Genomic DNA, 21466 nt, shown 5'->3' on the forward strand with positions numbered 1-21466 from the left:
AAGGCCCCGGATCCAGCATAGGTTGGCCGATATGGCCGGCCCCCCATCTCCAATGTCGGCACCGTCATTGCAATATCCGTTGCCCGCCACCGTGCTGATCGTTTTAGAGGATAAATCGACCTTTCGGACCGTTCCGAATCCCCCCGATGTACAAATCGCCGTCGTGGAACGCAAGGGCGTAAGGCAAACTCAATTGCGCCGATGCCGCCTGTCCTCCGTCGCCTGAATCGCCGCCGATTCCCGTACCCGCCAACGTGCCGATCTCTCCGGTCAGCGCATCGACCTTGCGGACCCGGTTCTCGTTCTGATCGGAGATGTACATGTTCCCGGCGCTGTCGAAAACGACGTTCTGAGGAGAATTCAACTGGGCCGACGTCGCCGGTCCTCCGTCTCCCGAGGCCCCCCCTCGCTCCTGTGCCCGCCACCGTGACAATAACCTTCCGGCTATCGGCATAGGCCTTGCCCCCGAAACCATCGATCAATGGGAACGCCGTCAATAGGATAACCATAACAAACGCTATAATCGGTTTTACTTTGTAAGGGTTACGCATTCTTGTTCCTCCTTAAGAAACGGTGCCAAATTCAAAGTTATAAGAAAACCGACAAGGACGCATCTAGAGAAAGTTATAGACACCATGAAAAGACTCTCTATTTGTCAAAAGAAGTCGAGAGCTTGCGCGCGCGCCAACAAAAACAGACCATAGCCGATGTCCCGAATGGGATCGTCTATGGTCCGCTAGCGTGAAATGGATCGTCTAGCCTAACAGCAGGAGCTCTCTTGCCTTTTTGATCGCCTGCACCCTCGTACGAACCTCCAACTTGCCATAAATATTGTTTGTGTGACTCTTGACCGTTCCTTCCGTAATCCCCAAATGCGACGCAATCTGCTTGTTGGACATCCCTTCGGCCATCAGACCGACAATCTCCCTCTCGCGATTCGTCAACCATTCAACCGGGAATGCCTTCAAGCCGCGTTCCCTTGCTCCTGCCTTAATCGGCGCTTCCGATTCATCTGGCAAGCTATTCAACACCCGAAGCAATCTATTGGCATAATCCACTAGAACGGAAGGCGTCTCCCTTGAACGACGGTCTTGATGCGCTCTCCAATAAGCGTTCAGCAGCTCCGCCATCGCTTGGCCCTCGTCCACGAAGCTGCGAATGAACCCTTGCGGCTCCGCCAGGCGCAAAGCGGTCTCCAGAAGACCGATCGCCTCCCGCATTTGACCGGTGCGATGCAGCGTCACGCTTTGCAAGATAACCATTTTGATTCGATCCCGGAGACGATCCTCTCTCCAGAACAACTGCTGCAATCGTTCGGATAGCGACATCGCTTCCTCCGTCCGCCCGCATGCGGCGAGCACTCTGGCGAGAGCCATCCGCTCCGCCGCGCCGTTCAGCGACACCTCGTCCGTCGAAGCCATCCCGCACCGATCCAGCCATTCTACAGCATATCGCATATTCCCTTGCCGTAAGGCCAAACAAGCTTGCTCTGCTTCGATCTTCCGCACAAAACGCTCAAAATCCGGAGATTCGATCCGTAATTTTAGCTGCTCCAGCAGTTCAGCGGCTCGGGTCGGATTGCCCAGCGATTGCCGAATACGCGAAGCGTTCACGTAAATTTGGAGCAAGCTCCTCGGATTGGGTTGCCTGGAATTGGGTGTCAGTACCCGTTCAATGCAGGCCTCGGCTTCCTCCACTCGGTTCCATTCATACAGCACCATGCTGTATGAAGCATGAAAGATGGCGGCAGACGGATGAACTTGCTGGTCTCCCCAATGTTCAATCCACTTGAACATAAATGCGGCAGCGGCATGATAATCGTTAATGTAGGACATATGATCGTCGAATTCGTCGTAGCCGTAATATTTGTTGTCCCCCAGAGATTCGAAGAAGCTGCCTTCCGGCGCGACGCGCTCCGAGAGCTCGAAGTATTCCGAGATACGATTCAAATCTTTTTTGAAAATAACAGGCGCTCGCGCACAAAAAGTACATATTGCCCATCAATTGCTTCCATTCCGCCTCGTCCATGCTCCCCTGCATAGCTTCATAGCGGATTTTTGCTTGCTCTATTTTTTGAATCGCCGTCTCCCATTGCCTGATGCCGATTAAGAGGGATAAATAAAACATTTCGACCAAGGGCCTCTTCGAAAGGAAGCTTTCCGGCAATTGCAAAACCCACCTGCTTAGCTTTTCAACCTTTTTTATGCAAAAAAAGCATGCAGATTTTTTTCGATCACCCGAACGACATCATCGTATTGCTTCGCTTCCAAATAATGCTCGGCGGCCTCCTCCTCAAAGCCATGAGACTCCAGCCACTGCGCCGCATGAACATGTGCTTGCTCCCATAATTCAGGAGCCGTTCGGGCAAACAGCTGCCGCAAAAAATTGGACAGTAAATGGTGATAACGATACCATTTTCTTTGATCGTCCAGCGGGAACGCAAACAAATTCAACTGCTCTAACCTCTCCAGGTACTCCTGGCTGTTCGATTGTCCCGTAACGGCTTGACATAGGGAGTGATCCATACGGCTTAGAATAGACGTCCGGAGCAAAAAAGGCGCGCATCTCCTCCGATAGACGCGAAAATACTTCTTCGAGTAAATAATCCGAGATATGATGCTGATGGCCGTTAAACTGCCTGATGGATTCCGCGATGTTATCGCTGCTCTTCAGTGTAAGCGCCGCGAGCTGCAGTCCGCTGACCCATCCTTCCGTCTGATCGTACAGCTCCGCGACTTGCTCCCTGGACAACGACAAACCCGCCGTATTCCGGAAGAAGACCAACCCCTCCTCAGGACGAAACCGCATATCCCGTACCGAGATTCTCTGCATTTCTCCTTTGGTCATCAGCCTGGCGGTAGGAAAAGCTAGATCGTTACGGCTCGCTATGTAAAGATGAATGTGCGGGGGCAGGTGCTCCAACATATAGCCAAGAGACTTCTGAATCGCGGGATGTTCGATCGCATGATAATCGTCGAGCACGATGGCGAGCGCTTCGGGTAATAAATTCAGCTCGTTCAACATGGCGGAGATCGCAGGCTCCGAGGACACGGATGACGCCGACGGCCCCTTCTCCAGCAGCGGCCAGATCTTCCGGGCGTAGCCGGGGACCCTCTTCTGGATCGCAGCGGTTACGCTGCTCCAGAACGAAAACCACTCGTCATCCTGTATATCCAGCGACAGCCAAGCCACCAGGATGCCGCATTGCCTCGCCCATTCGCTTAACGCCGTCGTCTTCCCATAGCCGGCCGGAGCGGAGATCAGCGTCAGCTTGGCTCGAAGTCCCTCATCGAGTTTGTGCGTCAACCTTGGCCGAGGGACTAAAGCGTTACGTACATGGGGGGATGTATAATTTCGTTTGAACAATCAACTGGACCCCTCCACGATAAATTCTATATCCCATCGACCGACTCGAAGGCCATTGATTCGAATGATTACTATTTCGACAATAACAACCAGAGTCCTACATACCTGGCAGCAGCCCATCGAGCAGCAGCTATTTCAAGTTACAATCCTCGCAAGAATTCACAGATAAAATATTCGCCGTCACTTATGATAAGGTTCGCCGTCTCATCTTCTCATCTATAGAGCGAAATCAAAAGACACCCGAGTTGGGTGCCTTGATATGTCTGACCACGATCGCCGGAACATCTTGACGTCCCTGATCCAGCGTTCCTCACTAGTCGAGGATATAGGCTCCGCAGACGTCACCAGCGTCAAATCCAGCTTATCGTCCAGCTTTTCTTTCACCCACTCGCTTGCGCCAGCATGTTCAGCAGCACCGTCACGGCCTCTGCTCTCGTCGCAGGGTTCCCCGGCGCATACCGGTTCGCGCCCTTGCCTTCGATGATGCCCAGCTGGTTCAGGGCCGCGACCGCTCCTTTGGCCCATGCCGGAATATCCTTGTCATCCGCGAAGCCGGTTGCCGTCTCTTGGACGGACTGTCCCATCGCGCTCGAGATCATGACCGCCATCTCGGCACGCGTAATCTTCGCATTCGGACGGAAGGTGCCGTCCTCGTATCCATGAATGATGCTGGCCTGCACGGCTTGCGCGACGGCTCGCTGCGCCCAGGCGCCGATCCGCTCCTTATCGGCGAATGCGAGCGCCGCTCCCTCTTGCTGCGGCTTCAACGCATTCATCAGCATGACCGCGAATTCCGCGCGCGTCACCGCGGCATTCGGCTTGAACGACCCGTCCGGATAGCCGCCGACGATTTGCATGCCGACCGCTTGCTTGATTTTCGTCTCCGCCCAGTGTCCCGAGATGTCGCTGAGGCTGATCGACGGCGTCGCGCCGTCCGTCGGGTCTGCCCCTTCGCCTACGCCGAAGACCGCGAATTTGGTAAAGTGATTCACCTTGACGGTAATCGTATTCCCGTTCACCGTGCCTCCGACCTTGACCCAGTTCTTCTTTGCTTCGTCATAGAAGAATACGGCAGGGATTTGATTGCCTTTTAACAATTGCGGATCAAACGTGAAGATCAGCGTGATATCCTTCTCGAAGTTTTCCGCGAAGCTTTTCAGAATTTCATAGACCGGGGTGGCCAGCACGTCATGGCTTGTGAGCAGACTTTGCGTGTCCGTCACTTGTTGGATCGTGATTTTCAGCGCTTTGCCCGAGGCATCGGCGGGGATCACGACCTTGACCCGGTTCCCCAGGCTAACCTCGCCTGACTTGCCGACGGGAAGCGTGAGCGTACCGTCCGACGAGACGACGTTATTGCCGGCAGCCGCCGATCCCGTTGGTCCCGTCGATCCCGTGTCGCTGTCACTGGATGTATTCGCCGTCAGCCACTTGGCGTACAGCGTCACATCCGCCGTCCCCATCGTGAACGAAGCGCCCGCGGCGTAATCCGTACCGCTGCCGTCCGCTTGCGTATTCCAGCCCGCGAACGTGTAGCCTGTCCTCGCCAGGCCGCCGACGTTGCCGGACAACGACACCGCAGCGTTCTGCTCGTACAAACCGCTGTCCGCCGGCGCGCTTCCGGACGTAGCTCCGTTGGCATCATAGCTCACAGTGTACGTAGGATTCTTCGTCCACTTGGCGTACAGCGTCACATCCGCCGTCCCCATCGTGAACGAAACGCCCGCGGCATAATCCGTACCGCTGCCGTCCGCTTGTGTATTCCAGCCCGCGAACGTGTAGCCCGTCTTGGCCAAGCTGCCTGTGTTGCCATACACCGATGCCGTGACACCCTGCTCATACGAGCTGCTATCTGCCGGTGTGACCCCGCTATCGCTGCCGTTACCATCGTAAGTCACAAATTTTTGTATCGCACGCAGATAAGGATATCCGTCATTGCCTGACGCGTTTATCCCCCATATGCTTGTAAAATCCCAGCCCGCATAGGTACTTTGCTTCCTCATATCTAAAGTCGATAAGCCAATGCCCTTGCCTGTATCCGATTGGTTCGTTGTTTCCGAGTCATAGAAGCTATCGCTAACCGTAGCATAATTATTACCGACCAAACCGCCTGCTGCACTGCTTCCTGTTACACTTCCCTCGGCATAGCTCTTGTCAATCGGAGCATAATTATCACCGATCAAGCCGCCGACATTATTGGTCCCTGTTATACTTCCCGTATGATAGCTGTTGCTGATTGGAGCGTTATTTTCGCCGACCAAGCCGCCGACACTATCGGTCCCTGTTATACTTCCCGTATGATAGCTTTGGTCAATCGGACCATAATTTACGCCTACGAAGCCGCCGGTAGTATAGCTTCCTGTTATACTTCCTGCAACATAACTGTTGGTAATTGCTCCTCCATTTCCACCTGCCAAACCGCCTGTATTCATACTGCCTGTTATACTTCCCGTAACATAGATGTTGCTCATCATTCCGCTATTCCAACCTGCCAAACCACCAACGTAGTTAGATCCTTTAATATTCACATCCACTAGTTTCAAATTGGTCACGCTGGCATTTTCGTTGTTAATAAAGCCAAATAGCCCTGTAAAACCGGCTGACCTATCAATAAAGAGGTTCGTGATCTTGTGTCCATTGCCATCCAGATTCCCCCTAAATGGCGTATTTTCTCCCCCAATGGGCTCCCAGCCTGCTCCTGACTGATAATCGCTCAGGTCCAGATCGGCCGTGAGCTTGAAATACAAGCCACTCTCCAAGAAGTAGTTTCTGAGCTTATCTAATTGCAAGGGAGTTGCAATCTGAAACGGATCATTCGCTGTTCCCGTGCCACTATACACGGACGCTGCAGGCTCACCCCACTTCCACCAGTCATACAACCTTACGTTGGCATTCCCCATCGTAAAAGTAGTGCCTGCAGGATAGAGAGTCCCCGTTCCATCCCACATCGTATTCCAGCCCGCGAAGATAAAACCCGGTCTCTCCAGCTCCCCTTGGTCCGGAACCGTAACAGTTGCCCCCACTTCATATGAATTACTATCGGTTGGCGCACTCCCGGTTGCAGCGCCAGTGCTGTAATACTGCACACTCCCTTTGGCGACGTAACACGCTTTCTTTACACCATTGATGGGATCGCTGACATGGAGATGATCGATCATACATACCACACCTGAGGTAAACGTAGCAGAATTATAGGCTCCGTTCGCGCCAAAATAGACAACCTGCGTTCCCGGAAACTTGCAATAGTCAAGCTCATCTGCACACTTAAACATCTTGCTCGTGTCAATGGAACCCGTATCGGCCGAAGCCGGCGACGCAAACGAAAATGAGGACCATACCATCAACGCCAGTAATAAAAGGATAGCGCCCTTCTTCAGCAACTTGTCATTCACTCCACTTCTTTATTCTGGTGACTGCTTATTCAGGTGACTTCTTGTCGATTCTTGAAACTTCAACCTACTATAAAACGATAGGGGATAAAAAAAAATCCCCCCGTCCGGGGGATGCGCGGGAGAAGGATGTCAGTCCAATATGCTTAATTCTCTAGCACGCTGCAAGGCGCGAACGCGGTTGTTTACCTCAAGCTTTCTGTACACGCTTTTGATGTGCGTCTTGACGGTCTCCCCCGTAATGTTCAGGCGAAGGGCGATTTCCTTATTCGGCAGGCCGTCCGCGATCAGCTGCAGGATCTTCGTTTCCTGCTCGGTCAGCACGCTTCTCATCGGTTCCGGCGCGGACTGCATCGCTTGAAGCAGCCGCTTGGCATAGGCCCAAGCATCACCTGGCGCAACTCGAGCGGGAGCCTTCGGCCTTGTCTTCACATACGCTGACAGCAGCAGCTCCATCTCCTCGCCCTCGTCGGCGAAGCTCCGGATATAGCCTTCGGGCTCGGCCAGCCGCAGCGCGGTCTCCAGCTTGGCCAGCGCCTCCGCTGCCCGGCTCGCGCGCTGCAAGGTCACGCCTTGCAGGATAAGCACCTTGATTCGGTCCCGGAGGTGATCCTCCCTGCGCAGCAGCGCATTCAGCCGGTCCAATAATCCCAACGCTTCTTCCGGCCGTCCGCCTGCCGCGAGCACCCTGGCATACGCCATATGCTCTTGCACCTGATCGAGCGCGACTTCGTCCGTATGGGACAAGCCGCAGTCCTGCAGCCACGCGAGCGCATCTTCGACAGCGCCCTGGCGCAGCGCCAGACAAGCCTGCTCGGCTTCGATCTTCAGCATGAACAATCGATATACGGGCGTGTCGAGCTGCGACTTCAAGTCCGCGAGCAGCTCCGAAGCGCGGTCCGGTCGGCCTAAGGCCTGTTGAATCCATGAAGCGCCGATGGCGACCTGCGTGAAGATCCGTACATAAGGCCGGACATCCCTTCGTCCAAGCGCCAGATTCGCATACCGTTCCGCCTCCTCCAGCCGATCCCACTCGTACAGCAATTTGCTGTAAGCGGCGAGGAAGGTGCCCGCAAGCGGATACGCGGTCTTGTTTCCCAACGCATCGGTCCAGCGGGATAGGAACACATCGAGTGCATGAAGATCATTGATATGCGCCAAATAATCCGTAAAGGGGTTATAGCCGACATACTGGTAGCGCCACATCGTTTGAAAGACGCTGCCCTCCGGCATATAGCGTTCACATCGCTCATAGTATTCGGAGGTTTTGACCAAGTCCTTTTTCAGAAAAGCGTCGACCGCGCTGAAAAAGTAAATATTGCCCATTGCTTGCTTCCATTCCGGCTCACTCAGCTTATCCTTCAGCGCTTGGAACCGAGCCCGGGCCTGTCCGATTCGAAGAGAAGCCGCTTCATGATCCCCTGTCCCCGATAGCACCGTGATATAGAACAATTCGACCAAGGGCTTCTCGGCAAAATAGGACTCCGGGATCGCCTTCATCCATCTGATAAACGCAATACTCTCGGACTGCACCAGCGCATTCAGATTTTTCTCAATGAGTCGAACGGCATCCCCATAGTGATGTCCTGCCAGGTAATGCTCCATCGCATCCTCGTCCAGCCCCTTGCGCTCTAACCAGCAAGCGGCATTCCCATGCGCCTGCGCCCAGTCGTTCGTATCCGTCCTCGCCCCCATACGCTGCAGGAAGTCCGAGAACAGGTGATGATACCGGTACCAGCTCCGCTGATCGTCGAGAGGGATGATGAACAAGTTCAACTGCGCTAATCTCTCCAGATAGCGCTCGCTATCCTGCCGCCCGGTTACAGCCTGACATAGGGAAGCATTCATTTGACTTAGAATAGACGTTGCCAGGAGAAAGGATCGCATATCTTCCGTTAGATGACGGAAGACTTCTTCCAGCAAATAATCCGATATATGATGCTGCCGCCCGTTGAATTGACGGATGGATTCAGCGATATTATCGCTGTTCCTCAGAGAGATCGCCGCCAGCTCCAGGCCGCTGATCCAGCCCTCGGTCTGATGAAGCAGCTCCGCCACTTGCTCTGCAGTTAACCCTAAATCCGTCATGTCCCGGAAGAAGACATGCCCTTCGTCCAGCAGGAAGCGCATTTCCTGCATCGTGATGAGATTGCATTCGCCCTTGGCCATAAGTCTGGCGGTCGGGATCGCCAACTCGTTGCGGCTCGCGATATAGAGATGAACGTGGGCGGGCAGATGTTCAAGCAGATAAGCCAAAGATTCATGAATCATAGCGCTCTCGATGAAGTGATAGTCATCAAGAACGACAGCCAGCTCGTTCGTTAACCGATCCAGATCGTTCAGCAGCGAAGGCACCGCATACGCCCGGGACGCCCCAAGCCCCTTTTCAAGGAACGAGCAGATCTCCTCTCCAAAGCCTGGGACTACCTCCTGAATAGAAGCCGTAACGCCGTTCCAAAATTGAATATAATCGTTATCCCTCGCATCCAGTGAAAGCCAGGCGACAAGCGCGTCGCCTTGTTTCGCCCATTGGCTTAACGCGGTTGTTTTGCCATAGCCGGCTTGCGCGGAGATATGCGTCAGTTTGACTTGCATTCCCTCGTTGAGCCTATGAGTCAGTCTCGGTCTAGCCACCACCTCGTGACGCACATGGGGGGATATAGAGCTTCGTACGTACGATCATGGGGAGCCCTCCACATTAACGTTACTATAGGCTACAATTCGACAAAATGCTCGCTTCTCCTGTAGCGTACTGCGCATTTTAAACGCCGGCTTGCCAATAACGCTCCCGCTTCTTTCGTTCTATTTATGGAGATGCCCCGATTTTCACAAAGGAATACGATTTTATGACTTATTGCTTAATAGAAACGGCTTTAAGAATAACCGTGGCAGCCTCGGCACGCGTAGCATTGCTCTTTGCCCCAAATGTGCCATCGTTGTAGCCTTTCATTAGTCCTTTCTCGACTGCGGCTGCTATATCTGCAATGGCCCAACCAGAAACCGCTGAATGATCCTTAAAGTCAATGGACCTACTGGATGCCGTCAGCTTAAGCGCTCGGACGACGATCACGGCCATTTGCTCTCGAGTAATCCGATCGTCCGGACGGAAGGTATGATCTTCAAGACCGGAGACCATACCCAAAGCCGCAGCCGTACCGATCGCATCCTTAGCCCAATGGCTTGCTGTATCGTCAAAGCTGTTGCCGGTCGTTGCTGTCAGCTTGAGTGCCTTCACTAGGATGGAAACGAACTCAGCCCTTGTAACTTTCACTTGCTTTCACTCACCTTTCACGATTGTGGATATTGTCCGCTAAAATGAATATGAAAAAAGGCCCAATACGAAATCGGACCTCATAATGCTAATTCAACAGTTGCAGCTCCTTCGCTTTGTTAATCGCCTGCACCCGTTTGTTCACTTGCAGCTTTCCGTAAACGTTGATCACATGCGTCTTGACTGTTCCTTCCGTTATCGATAATTGAAAGGCAATTTGCTTATTGGACAATCCTTCGCCCATGAGACGAAGGATATCCACTTCACGGCTCGTTAACGCTACGACGATTGAAATTGCGGGTTTCGAAGCCTCCAGCGTATCCTTATCGTCCGAGCGATCTTCCCGACACTTGGGACGTGGAATAAGAAAATCGCAATCGAGAGCGCACGCAAATTAAGAACATACAAACCCACCCTAGGATCCTGTTCAACTCGGCAGGTATTATGCGCGCATTCGAAATAATGGACGATAACCTCGATTTGGAGCGGACCACCGCAATGGGCATCGAGTCTATCGTAGAGAACAGATGCAAAGCATCCTATTTTTAACCCGACTGAAGGCCACGGGAATGACGATAGAAGAAATGAAGCGATATCGTGAGCTCTCAAGCCGCGGTAACGATGCCATTCCCGAAAAAATGTCTATACTCGAACATCATAAGCAAAAGATCCAAAATGAAATTTCTAGATTAATGGAAGTTCAGAAGATTATCGAATATAAATTGGATCACTATCAAGAAATCGTCCAGGATCCCGATCTTAACGATACGGGTTGTACGCCTACCCTTTTAGATAGAAAAGGCAACCACCTTTATCTTATTGACATATCGGAAAATGTAGATATAATGGGAGGATGGATCCAATTGAGTTGTTCAAGGCATTGTCTAATGAGTCGAGGCTGCAGATTCTACAGTGGCTCAAGGAGCCCGAAAAACATTTTGTGCCCCATGAAGGAGTGGATATGAGGACAATCGGGGTATGTGTCAGTCAGGTGACGGATAAGTTGAATATGACGCAGTCAACGGCTTCGCAGTATTTGTCCATTCTGCAACGGGCCGGACTGATTCGGACCGAACGGATCGGCAAATACACGTACTACAAACGGGACGAAGAGAAGATCAGCGAGTTGGCTGCCTATTTGAACCAGCAACTCTAATCTGAACTGAATACCTCAAACGTATTCAGTTTTTATTTTGCACAAAATATCGATATATCGCGATATGTAGCTTTGACAGCGATCATTAAACAACGAAGAAGGAGAAGAAGAGGCATGTCTAACACGTGGAAAGTCTATTTCTTGGCTTTGGTTACTTTTTTTGGTGGGCACATCCGAATATGTTATTTCCGGCATCTTGGACAAGATCTCGGATACAATGGGCATTTCCCTTACCTCAGCGGGGCAGTTGGTCACGATTTTTTCCTTCGTATACGCCATCAGCACCCCGATCCTTATGGCATTGACGGCAAAGGTGGAAAGACAAAAGTTGCTGGTTGGGGCGCTAGGTATCTTCGTAATCGGGAATATATTGTCATTCGTTTTGCCTGGCTATTCCCTATTTGTCGCAGCTCGCGTGGTCATGGCCATAGGCGCGGGAGTGGTCGTGGTAACCGCCTTGGACGTTGCCGCGAAAATCGCCGCCGCAGGCAAACAAGCGAGCGCGATTGCTACCGTCGTTATGGGCTTTACGGCTTCCTTGATTATCGGCGTGCCCCTTGGCCGCATCGTCGCAGCGCAATTCGGGTGGAAATCCGTGTTCGGCATATTGGCACTGGCAGGTCTGGCGGCTATGTTCGTACTGTACGCCGTCATCCCTCGGGTTCAAGGGGATCAACCGATTCCCTTGTCCAAGCAGCTTGCCTTCCTGAAAAACGGAAACGTAACGCTAGGGCTCGCGATTACCTTTTTCTGGCTTGGCGGGTACTCGATTGCCTACACCTACATTTCACCGTACCTGCTTCATGTTGCCGGTTTGAAAGAAGGAATGCTGAGCGGCGTGCTGTTGGCATTCGGCATCGCCAGCCTGATTGGATCCAAATTCGGCGGCTTCAGCACGGATAAATGGGAGGTATTCCCGACCTTGTCCGGGGGGGATGCTCCTGCACGTCACCGCGCTGCTTCTCCTCTCTCTAACCGTTACCTATACGCACGCCTGGCTGCCGATTGTGACCCTCCTGACCTTGTGGTCGTTTGCGGCTTGGTCTTCCGGTCCAACCCAACAATACAATCTGGTGCGAATTGAGCCGAATTATTCTGGCATTATGCTGAGTCTGAACCAATCCACGATGCAATTGTCGATGGCGGCAGGTGCTGGAATCGGAGGAGTCATCGTCGACCGGGCATCCCTGTCAATGGTTACATGGGTTGGAATGGCTGGAGTCGCGATTGCGATCGTGCTCGTGGCGTTCTTGAAGATACGGATGAGTGCCGGGAGACAGGGCGCCGGAGCGCTCAGCAGAAACTAATACAAAGCAAAATCAGCCGAAGTTGAGGAGCGCCGCCTCTCGACTTTGGCTTTCCTGGAGAATTTCCGGTTCTCTTCTTTTTATTTCAGCCGCTCAAGGACCCTTTCCAACACCGGCTCCTTCCCGTTATCGATATCGGTCGCCGACCCTTGAAATAAACTGCTTAGGGATCAACTGCTTGCGTTCATAGAATCGCAAAGTGGATATGGGTAAATCCGTCAGCTTAGAAACTTCGTTAGCTTTCATCATTTTTCCCTTCTGAATCAACATTAAATTTATATTTGCTATAAACCTAAGTTCATAGTTCAAAATAACATTAGGATAACCCGGGACATCGTTACTGTCAAAATAAATGGGTTGTATCAAAAGGAGTGCATGTATGCTGGAGCGTATCCAAAATAACGATTTTGTCAACATTTTGACCGGCCGTCGTTCCGTACGACTGTACGATGAGAACGTCAAAATTTCAGAAGAGGAAATGCGCGCAATCATTCAAGAAGCAAGCTTGGCGCCCTCTTCTGCGAATATGCAGCCATGGCGGGTAATCGTGGTGCATTCCCCTGAAGGGAAAAACAAGCTTCGGCCACTGGTCCAGTTTAATACACGACAAAATGATACATCTGCGGCGATGCTCATCATTCTGGGAGATACGCAGAGCGAAGTATATGTCGAAGAGATTTATAATATGGCTGTGGAACAAGGGAAAATGCCCAAAGAAATACGCGACAAGCAGGTCGCGCAGATTCTGAGCATGTATCCGCAAGTACCTAGAGAATTAAAGATCGAAATTGCCAAAATCGATGCAAGTTTATTCGCCATGCAACTGATGCTGGTAGCCCGTGCGCATGGGTATGATACCAATCCGATGGCAGGCTTTGACCGTGATCAGGTTGTTAGCGCATTTGATCTGGACGACCACAGGTATGTTCCGGTCATGATCCTATCCATCGGAAAAGCCAAAGATGAGGGCCATGAATCCGTACGCCTGCATAGCGAGAAGATTACCTTTTTGGCGCTAATGCGAATATATTTCAGAAAGCAGAAAGGGTCGGACCGTACAGCCTCGACTCTTTCTTTTTCTTATTAACAGGTCAGCCAGCATTTCTAGCAGGCAAGTTTCATGGCAGTTTTGATTGGCGGTAGAGCGTATTGCAGCCTTATGTTCTGCTCCGATCTCCGTTCTCCAGCATATCAAGCAGCAGGCTGGAAAGCGGGGCTGGAACTTGTGCATTATGCGCCGCCGACAGCAAGAGGCCGACATCTTTCTGCGGAATTTTGCTTTGGGATATAGATGCTGACTTTTCGGCAATCATTTTTCCATAGCTTTGATAGATGGGGGCGGTAAACAGTGTGCTGGTAAGCATATCGACCGCTGCTTTGGGATCAACCCCGCCGCGCTCGGCTATTCCTAGCGCTTCTTCCAGTGAGCTTGCGGCGGAGACGATCAGGAAGTTACCAATCAGTTTGACGAGTACAGCCGAACCGGCTTCCTCGCCAAAGTCAAAGATCCCTTTAGCGCCCATCGCTTCCAGCAGCGGCCGCACCCGCTCCTTTGCTTCCTGCGGACCCGCTATTGGAATCCACAATTGCCTGGCGGCGGCTGCCTCCGGCCGCCCAAAGATAGGCGCCTCAACATAGACGGAACCGTGCCGCGCGTGCAGATCCGCCAGCTTCCTGCCCGTATCCGGCGACACCGTACTCATCGATACATGAATACCGCCTATGCCCAGGCGTTCGAGGAAATCTTCGCTTTTGACGACGTCCTCCAACGCTTCATCGTCCCACACCAAGGTGACGACGATGCCGCCCGTTGTCACGGCGTCAGCTGGACGGAACGCCTGCAGCGCACCTTGGGCCACGAGCGGCTCCGCTTTTTCCGGAGTGCGGTTATATACGGTCAACGCATAACCAGCTTGCAGCAGATTGGCGGCGACCGGCATGCCGAGCAGTCCGAGTCCGATAAATCCAACGTTTTCCTTCATGAAATTAGCCTCCTTGGAATAATAAACATGACGTTAACCTCATGTTTAGAGCAAAAAAAAATTAATCGCCTTCATTCGCCTCGAGCCACCGCTCAAAACGTTCTATATTCGACTGCAAATCGCTGCGGAATAGCCCAAGCGCTTCAAGCTTCTGGTCCGTGTCGGCCAGATGCCGGCGCAGTATGCCAAGGACTTTCCGTTTCGGCTGCACCCCGCTCGTATCCGTAAAGTAAAGCTCGACGACGTCCCGAATTTCCTCCAAACTTAGGCCAATCTTCTTCAACTGATCGATTTTTTGCAGACGGGTAACCGTTTCTTCCGTGTAGTAATGATGACCGTTGCCTTCGCGCTCGCCCGATGGAAGCAATCCAATGCTCTCGTAATAGCGAACCGTGCGCTGGGTTACCCCGGCTCGTTCTGTCAAATCGCCAATGCGCATGCGGTTCATGATGGATCACTCCCTCCAATATATAATATGACGTTAACGTCATGTTTGCATGATAGCATTCGGATTGGAAAATGTAAAGGAAGGCTTAGCCGCAGCATGGCGACGACACCTTAACAGAGATTATAATGATCGTGTACGTAAAGCTAGGGTCTATTTGCTCAAATACGATACGTATTCTTCCATATAAGTAATTAGAGGTGAGCTGCTTGAAAACAAATCGTTCCTCATCGGCATTGGGCGAGTTCATCAAATCGCGCAGAGAACGCTTGCAGCCATCAGAGGCGGGGATCCAGCCGCTGCCCGGACGAAGACGCACGCCGGGACTTCGAAGAGAAGAAGTCTCTTATCTTGCCCATATCAGCGTGACTTACTATACCTGGCTGGAGCAAGGCAAGGAGGTGAATCCTTCGCCGGAAGTGCTGCTAAGTATCGGCAAAGCGCTTCAGCTCGACGAAGATGAGCAGAAGCATCTGTTCGATCTGGCCCATGTAGACGCGGCGAGTGTCGTTGCAGTGCCGAATAACGGAGGGCCGGATGCGGGATTTTTGCAAAAAATCGTAAATCAACTTTATTATCCTTCTTTTATCACGGACGAAGGTACGGATGTGATCGCCTGGAATCGGGCAGCGGACTGTTAGTCCCGTTAATAGAATAGACGTGCTGTGGCTAGCAAACATGTTTCATTACAGGAGCGTTTGGAGGCTTGGCTTCACGTTTAACTCGCCGGTTGCTGGACAGGGGGGATCGTGTAGCCGCAACGATACGCAAGCCGGGTGTGCTGGATAATCTGCAGGCACAGTATGGCTCCCAGCTATGGCAGGCTCATTTAGATCTGACCAACCCTCAGCAAATTGCCGAAGTCGTGGAACGCGCATTTTCGGAACTGGGCACGATCGATGTGTTTGTCAATAATGCAGCCTATGGGTTGTATGGCGCGGTCGAAGAAGCAAGCGACAAGCAGATTGAGCATCTGTTCATGACTAATGTGCTTGGCTCCCTGCGTGCAGCGCGTGCAGTCCTGCCTTTTTTCCGCAAGCAGGGCGGCGGCCACATTGTACAGATCTCGAGTATGGCGGGTCATTATTCAATTCCGGGCATGGGGCTGTATTGTTCTTCGAAATGGGCGGTCGAAGCCGCCTTTGAAGCGCTGGCTAAGGAAGTGGCTCCGTTCAATATTAAGACCACGATGGTGGAGCCCGGCGGGATCCGAACGAATTTTATTACAAGCAACGCCGTATTCGGCGAGCGGATGGACGAATACCGCAATACGGAGGCGGGCCAGTTCGTTAGCCTGATGAAGGGGGGAACTGCCAGGTATAGATATGAGCATGTTCAACCAAATGGTTGTCGGCGATCCGGATAAGATGGCGCAGCAGATTATACGCCGCGTCGATCAGGGAGAGGGTGCGACGCGCATGGCGTTGGGCAGTGACGCCTATGAGCAAATCCGGGCAGCCCTGCTGGACAGACTGGCCGCTCTGGAAGCACAGAAAGAGCTGGCTTACTCCACGGATGCAGATGATGTGGCAAAGCCAGTTTAAAGAACACCAGGGACTTCGGCATCCACGGTAACTGATAGGCTTCCTCTGCGAGCAGCCGGTTTCGTCTATCGGCAAAAACGAATGGCGGCCCTGTGGCCGCCACGTATCGTCTTGCTTATGCCCGTCATGACTTTTTCGGGGAATACGAGCACTAATCTTGCGGCATTTGCCAACCCGCTTCCTCATCCCAGATGGCATCCGTATCATCTAGATGCACATGCCAATCCCCATTAGAAATGCTTCTTCTCACATCCGTCAAACAGTTCAACCAATAAAACAGCGCATGCCATGTATCTTCGAAATTATCTGAAAAGGGCAGCTTGGTAGAACCTGCAAATATCACTGTTGGCTTATCCTGATCATAGTCATAGACATAAAATGTTTCTCCCATATCCTTCAATTCAAAACCTTCATTGTATTTATCGATGATGGCCGTTATCTCTTGCTCCTCACTGTCGGTAAGGTTATGGTCTCTCATACAAGTGTAATAGACAGAAACGCCCACGCTGCATTTCTCCTTTTTCTCAGTATATCAGAACCGATGTTGGATACTCATCTATGCGAATCGGAATTGGGCCACTTGCCTCGCCATTCATTTAAATCAGTATTTGCGCGCTGCATCGAACCAGCGTAGCGCCATATCTTCCGTTATAGGCTGGCCAACCAGGTGATCAGCCTGGCTGAGCTGCCAAACGGCTTCAGCAAGGTCCTCTCGTTCGGTGGTTTCGATGCCTTTGAGCGTGTTGAAGCGCATGGTGAACGCGGTAATAGCCGCCTCGGCTTCGGCCAAGCTGCGGGCCTGTGCTAGATTTGCCAGTGCAACGTTGTAAGCTTCGTTAGCCAGCTTGGCCAGATGTTTAGGCCAGGACGAGAACGGGCGTCCGAACTCGGCAGTCCACCATTCAGGCTTCCGCAATTGGCTCACCGAAGCATGGCCGGCCCAAGGGCGGGTTTTCGCGCGCGTTTTCATTTCCTGCTTCAGACGCTTACCCTCGGACTCTTCCACATTGTAAGCGATAAGAGTGTCAAGTGACGGCCACGCATTTAAAGACGGAAAGCCTTCCAGATCAGGCATGAAGCGCAGCTCCAAATCCGTTAACCGGCTATGCCGAGCCAACAAGTCCATATCGCAGAAGTTCCCGCGCAAATGTAGTGAGTTTAGGTTGGGGAAGCGGCTCAGAAACGCTAGCGAGATGGGCTGCCCCAGCGGTGCATGATGCAGGGCAAGGCTCGTCACTTGATGCAGCTCGCCCAGGTCGGGCATCAAGAATGGGGTGTCATTCTTGCGTCTACCGGTACGCGGCGCCAGTGTCAGAGAAGATGGCATATCGCCTGTGCCCGAGAAACGCGATAAATCGCCGGACACGCCCAGAAGGAAACATCGCTTCGGAAGCTTCAGGGTTAGTCGCCCGCCAGACGGATTCATCTCGATATGCAAGCTATTCAAATTGGAGCGGCTGGCATCCACCACGGTGTCGGCAGACAGGATTGGAGCCCACGTCATCTCTTCAATGGGACGCCTCTGCGCCCAATCGAAGAAGCCTGCGTCACTTCCCGTATAACGCAGATATCGCGGCCAGGGTGAACCCGCCGGCGTAGAAAAGGCATCGAATACGGTCCAATCGATTTTCGCATCAGGCGCAACATGAAGGTCGGCCTTCTTCCCCAGCCGCGACGGCCCAACCGATAGACTGCCCACACCGCTTTGTATAACAAGTGTGTGACTGCCCGGACCTGTCAGGTCGATGGGATAACAACCCTCTTCTCTGATCGAGCCAACGGGAGGACGAGTTTGGTTATCTTTTGACATTTCCAGCATCCTTTCATCGAACCATTCGATCAGTCTGCCATCAATGATATACGAAGCTCTCTTGCCAGAGAAGCCTGCCTACAGACCCTACCTTTGTCTCAAGCGGAGGCAAAAGGCCCGATCCTCCGCTTCTACAGCCTTAACGGCCAGCGAATCGATCTCTTCCCCCAATCGGCAAAACACAGGGCATCCTTATAGGGATGCCCTGTTCCCTAGCAGAAGCAATCCGGTTTGTCCTTCGGCTGCACCTCTGTTGACGTTTGCTGCTCCTGAGACATGCCTTCTTCATAGGCAACCAAGGAATGGGTCGCATGACTCAGCACGGCACCCGCACGCGTGCAACTCGCGACAAGAACCGCTTCGAAGATCTCCTCACGTGTTCCGCCAAGGGACTGAAACTTTTTTGACATGCGTGTCAATGCAGTAAGGACAGCCCGTTATATGGGCGACGGCCAACGCAATAAGTTCTTTCGTTCGCAGGGGTATTGTCTTAAGCTCCTCATACACTTGATGCTCGAAGGTGAAGTACGATTGGGCGGCTTCCGGCGCAAGACGAATAAGATCAGGGATCTTTTTCAAGTTACTGCGATCATAGTAATTCATTTGTGCTGCGCCCCCCTTGCTGCCGCGGTAAGTGCTGATGCCCAGCCACCTGTAGACGATGCAAGTCCCTAAAGCAGCTGTCAGCAACGGGAACACGCCCAGCAACCCGAGATACCGCCTACTGGAATCCGCTTGAAAGAAAAGGATCGATCGAAACCGCTAAGATTTTTCATCTCCTACACCTCATTGGAAGTTCAGATTTGAACCCATCTTAGCAGCATCCTGCAGCGCATTCCGTGACAAAGTCACAAGACCTCGTCTTGAAGAACCTGGAGCAGCCGGTCCCGGTCCAAGACTTCTATGTATCCTCTGCCCTGGGAAATGAGACGGTTATCCGTTAACACTTTCAGCGCGCGGCTGACGACCTCTCTGGCGGTGCCACGCTCAATCGCAGCTTGTTCGTGCGTAATGCGGAGTGTCGCGTCGTGGTCGTTGGTGCTTCCCAGCAGAAACTGAGCGATTCTATACGTGATCGGCCGGAAAGCGATACTGTCGAGCAGGGTCATGACGGACGTGATCCGCTCAACCATTTGGCCAAAAATAAATTGTTTCAGCGGCTGGCAGATTTCAATCCAATCTTTGAAAAGCGGGATCGGTATGAGTAAAAGCTCCGTTTCCTCCTCGATCTCCACTGATGCTTCATAAGGGGTATCCCCTAAAATACTAGCCATCATGAGGACACAGTTTTGGCCGTCCTGCACGCGATATAGGGTGATTTCGTCGGGGATAGAGGCCAAGCAGGGGAACGTTATGGATGCCTTATCTTTAATGGTAGGGTGCATAACCGTGACCTCCGGTTCTTCAAGGTGACTAACGGTAGGTGACCGCCGCGCTCATTTGGGGTTACCTGTGATACGGTTCAGCTTAACATGCATAACGGCGAAAAATGCGAATGGAGCAACTCGCGGCTGCTTCTTCGTTGGTATTTGTACATCGTTCAGGAGGAGCATAGCTGCTATGAATGCTGTTTGGAATAATAGAAGTCTTGGTTTAACTCGCTTATTAAATCAGGCTGTACAGCCTTCCAGCCGAGCTCTTTTTTGCGTCCAATTGCTATTTGCCGGGGTATGCAATGATACCGTCATACTGAACCAGGAAAGTTTGATAATTGCTTTCAATCTGCTTGCGCTGCTCAAAGGTAAATTCAGTTTTTTGCTCACTGTAGTGGCGATCTGCTTTACAGGTACGCCTTCCGCCGCCGCATGATACACAGAACCGGACTTCCCTTTTTCCAGTGCCAGTCTGTACAAATGCGCTGCATCAAAACGGTGAACCGCTGGCCAAATGTTAGATCCATCGCCTATATAATATACATGTTGATTTTTTCTTGCATATTCTATGAAAAATGAAGTAAACGCCCGGTCACCTTCACCGTGAACAACCGGGGGCATACGAATGACCATGGTCCGGATTCCTTGTGCGGTATAGGTGAACAGGAGTTCCTCTGCGCGCCAGCGAGTACGTGTAATAAAATTCAATTGCGGTGTTTCCTGTTCACTCCCTTTCTGACTTTTACCGAATATCCCCGTAAAGCCAGATGTAATAATAAACGGCTTATTTGTTCCCTTGATGGCTTCAGCTATCGTATGAATAGCTTGACGGTCCGCTTTCGCTGCCTTAAAGAAATTCCTCATATTCGGATCATAAGCCAAATGAATAACCGCATCTGCTTCTGCTGCATGTCTTTGCAAGCTTGATAAATCCGTTAATGAACCGGATACGGGGGTAGCACCGGCATCTAACAGCTTTTGAGCAGAATGGTCCGACCTTGCTAACCCCATAACCTCATGGCCTCCAGCAATCAGCTCCGCTACAACCCCAGAACCAATGAATCCTGTCCCGCCAGTAACAAATACTTTCATTAAACTCAGTTCCTCTCAAAAGTAGTTTGATATGTTTTTTTATCTTTTGCCCTTGTTTATCGTGACGTTTCTTCGCTTTCGCGAAGTGTCGTGTAGATTTCTGAAACTAATTGATCGACCTTCACTGCATCTTCCATCCCTTTTTTCTGCAGCATGACTTCTCGCATTTGCTCGAAATATTGCTTGGCAAATTGATGGATAGCAATCTTTTTTGTCTAGAATCTGTTCTTTCTCTGCTAATATTCGGATAAATACTGGATGGTTTCTTTCGTCAGGTTTCCGTTTTAGTTGAAATAACTCATGGATTTCTGACAATGAAAACCCACAAAATTTCATGACCTCGATATAGCGCAAATCAATGAGGTCTTGATCGTCATAATAGCGGTAATTGTTTTCCCCTCGTTTGGGACTTACCAAGCCGAGTTTGTCATAATACCTTAACGAATCTTTAGGTATGCACAGTAGATTTGATACTTGTCGGATCGAATAGTTATCACCCACCGTATCCCTCCTCTAAGGCGAAGTATATCGTTGGAGTATGCTCGAAGGTCAAGCCTTTTATAAGTCATCTTAATTACCGTCACCATATGACCGGGTGTCCGGATTGATCCCCTCTTAGAGCGTATTTCTTTGTTAAAAAAAGGACCTCAGAGCCTCCACTGAAGTAGTGGAAATTTGAGGTCCTTCTGTGTGTGTTCTCATATAGCAATCTACAGTTGTTCTATAGCAAA

General features: G+C 51.6%; 22 protein-coding genes and 1 pseudogene. 7 read left to right on the plus strand and 16 right to left on the minus strand.

Annotated elements, in window-relative coordinates:
- Positions 1-103 precede the first annotated feature (103 nt).
- The 7 genes from OMP38_RS33245 to OMP38_RS33275 form a co-directional block, all read right to left on the minus strand.
- Entirely contained in the window at positions 104-454 is a 351-nt protein-coding gene (locus tag OMP38_RS33245; RefSeq protein WP_277568855.1) for an NHL repeat-containing protein, read from the minus strand.
- A 301-nt stretch (positions 455-755) separates the two neighbouring features.
- Positions 756-1949, minus strand: a complete 1194-nt coding sequence (locus OMP38_RS33250) for a LuxR C-terminal-related transcriptional regulator (protein WP_277568856.1) — start codon at positions 1947-1949, stop codon at positions 756-758.
- Between the two features lie 252 nt (positions 1950-2201).
- Positions 2202-2525 (minus strand): winged helix-turn-helix domain-containing protein, encoded by a 324-nt coding sequence (locus tag OMP38_RS36745; protein WP_477100093.1) that lies wholly within the window; start codon positions 2523-2525, stop codon positions 2202-2204.
- 1221 nt (positions 2526-3746) lie between these two features.
- Positions 3747-6707 carry an S-layer homology domain-containing protein gene (locus OMP38_RS35380; protein ID WP_338130747.1) on the minus strand — a complete coding sequence of 987 codons (2961 nt, stop codon included), beginning with the start codon at positions 6705-6707 and terminating at the stop codon, positions 3747-3749.
- A 180-nt stretch (positions 6708-6887) separates the two neighbouring features.
- Positions 6888-9350 (minus strand): winged helix-turn-helix domain-containing protein, encoded by a 2463-nt coding sequence (locus OMP38_RS33265; RefSeq protein ID WP_277568859.1) that lies wholly within the window; start codon positions 9348-9350, stop codon positions 6888-6890.
- 256 nt (positions 9351-9606) lie between these two features.
- A complete protein-coding gene (locus tag OMP38_RS33270; protein ID WP_277568860.1) occupies positions 9607-10026 on the minus strand; it encodes an S-layer homology domain-containing protein in 420 nt (139 codons plus the stop codon).
- Between the two features lie 88 nt (positions 10027-10114).
- Positions 10115-10390, minus strand: coding sequence for a response regulator transcription factor (locus OMP38_RS33275; protein ID WP_420869807.1), 276 nt, complete (start codon positions 10388-10390; stop codon positions 10115-10117).
- A 163-nt stretch (positions 10391-10553) separates the two neighbouring features.
- Here OMP38_RS33275 and OMP38_RS36530 point away from each other — a divergent pair, with 163 nt between their 5' ends.
- From OMP38_RS36530 to OMP38_RS33285, 3 genes and pseudogenes are all read left to right on the plus strand, one after another.
- Positions 10554-10991: a MerR family DNA-binding protein gene (locus OMP38_RS36530; RefSeq protein ID WP_420869792.1), complete on the plus strand. Its 438-nt coding sequence runs from the start codon at positions 10554-10556 to the stop codon at positions 10989-10991.
- Entirely contained in the window at positions 10880-11182 is a 303-nt protein-coding gene (locus OMP38_RS33280; RefSeq protein ID WP_277568861.1) for an ArsR/SmtB family transcription factor, read from the plus strand. Before OMP38_RS36530 ends, OMP38_RS33280 begins: the two co-directional genes overlap by 112 nt.
- 114 nt (positions 11183-11296) lie before the next feature.
- A pseudogene (locus OMP38_RS33285) lies at positions 11297-12489 on the plus strand (MFS transporter).
- 126 nt (positions 12490-12615) lie between these two features.
- On the opposite strand, the gene OMP38_RS35385 reads toward OMP38_RS33285, so the two are convergent.
- The gene (locus OMP38_RS35385; RefSeq protein WP_338130731.1) at positions 12616-12981 is read right to left on the minus strand and encodes a MerR family DNA-binding transcriptional regulator; all 366 of its coding nucleotides are present in this window, start codon (positions 12979-12981) and stop codon (positions 12616-12618) included.
- Here OMP38_RS35385 and OMP38_RS33295 point away from each other — a divergent pair.
- Positions 12869-13576, plus strand: coding sequence for a nitroreductase family protein (locus OMP38_RS33295; RefSeq protein WP_277568862.1), 708 nt, complete (start codon positions 12869-12871; stop codon positions 13574-13576). The two genes, OMP38_RS35385 and OMP38_RS33295, sit on opposite strands and share 113 nt — an antisense overlap.
- A 70-nt stretch (positions 13577-13646) precedes the next feature.
- Here OMP38_RS33295 and OMP38_RS33300 read toward each other — a convergent pair whose 3' ends face one another.
- Positions 13647-14471 carry an NAD(P)-dependent oxidoreductase gene (locus OMP38_RS33300; RefSeq protein ID WP_277568863.1) on the minus strand — a complete coding sequence of 275 codons (825 nt, stop codon included), beginning with the start codon at positions 14469-14471 and terminating at the stop codon, positions 13647-13649.
- A gap of 61 nt (positions 14472-14532) precedes the next feature.
- Positions 14533-14919 (minus strand): MerR family transcriptional regulator, encoded by a 387-nt coding sequence (locus tag OMP38_RS33305; protein ID WP_277568864.1) that lies wholly within the window; start codon positions 14917-14919, stop codon positions 14533-14535.
- A gap of 206 nt (positions 14920-15125) precedes the next feature.
- Between OMP38_RS33305 and OMP38_RS33310 the strand changes: the two genes are divergently transcribed.
- The 3 genes from OMP38_RS33310 (at position 15126) to OMP38_RS33320 (ending at position 16460) form a co-directional block, all read left to right on the plus strand.
- On the plus strand, positions 15126-15557 hold the full coding sequence (locus tag OMP38_RS33310) for a helix-turn-helix domain-containing protein (protein WP_277568865.1): 432 nt from the start codon (positions 15126-15128) through the stop codon (positions 15555-15557).
- Positions 15558-15622: 65 nt separating this feature from the next.
- Positions 15623-16282 (plus strand): SDR family NAD(P)-dependent oxidoreductase, encoded by a 660-nt coding sequence (locus OMP38_RS33315; protein WP_277568866.1) that lies wholly within the window; start codon positions 15623-15625, stop codon positions 16280-16282.
- A complete protein-coding gene (locus OMP38_RS33320; RefSeq protein WP_277568867.1) occupies positions 16242-16460 on the plus strand; it encodes a Rossmann-fold NAD(P)-binding domain-containing protein in 219 nt (72 codons plus the stop codon). Before OMP38_RS33315 ends, OMP38_RS33320 begins: the two co-directional genes overlap by 41 nt.
- Before the next feature lie 151 nt (positions 16461-16611).
- On the opposite strand, the gene OMP38_RS33325 is transcribed toward OMP38_RS33320, so the two are convergent.
- From OMP38_RS33325 to OMP38_RS33350, 6 genes are all read right to left on the minus strand, one after another.
- Positions 16612-16965 carry a hypothetical protein gene (locus OMP38_RS33325; protein WP_277568868.1) on the minus strand — a complete coding sequence of 118 codons (354 nt, stop codon included), beginning with the start codon at positions 16963-16965 and terminating at the stop codon, positions 16612-16614.
- Between the two features lie 96 nt (positions 16966-17061).
- On the minus strand, positions 17062-18270 hold the full coding sequence (locus OMP38_RS33330; protein ID WP_277568869.1) for a leucine-rich repeat domain-containing protein: 1209 nt from the start codon (positions 18268-18270) through the stop codon (positions 17062-17064).
- 372 nt (positions 18271-18642) lie between these two features.
- Positions 18643-18969: a carboxymuconolactone decarboxylase family protein gene (locus OMP38_RS33335; protein WP_420869808.1), complete on the minus strand. Its 327-nt coding sequence runs from the start codon at positions 18967-18969 to the stop codon at positions 18643-18645.
- A gap of 149 nt (positions 18970-19118) precedes the next feature.
- On the minus strand, positions 19119-19655 hold the full coding sequence (locus tag OMP38_RS33340) for a Crp/Fnr family transcriptional regulator (protein WP_277568871.1): 537 nt from the start codon (positions 19653-19655) through the stop codon (positions 19119-19121).
- Positions 19656-19880: 225 nt separating this feature from the next.
- Entirely contained in the window at positions 19881-20735 is an 855-nt protein-coding gene (locus OMP38_RS33345; protein WP_277568872.1) for an SDR family oxidoreductase, read from the minus strand.
- Positions 20736-20774: 39 nt separating this feature from the next.
- The gene (locus OMP38_RS33350; protein WP_277568873.1) at positions 20775-21236 is read right to left on the minus strand and encodes a MerR family transcriptional regulator; all 462 of its coding nucleotides are present in this window, start codon (positions 21234-21236) and stop codon (positions 20775-20777) included.
- Positions 21237-21466: the final 230 nt, after the last annotated feature.

It is taken from the genome of Cohnella ginsengisoli (assembly GCF_029525555.1).
Taxonomy (GTDB): Bacteria; Bacillota; Bacilli; order Paenibacillales; family Paenibacillaceae; genus Cohnella; species Cohnella ginsengisoli.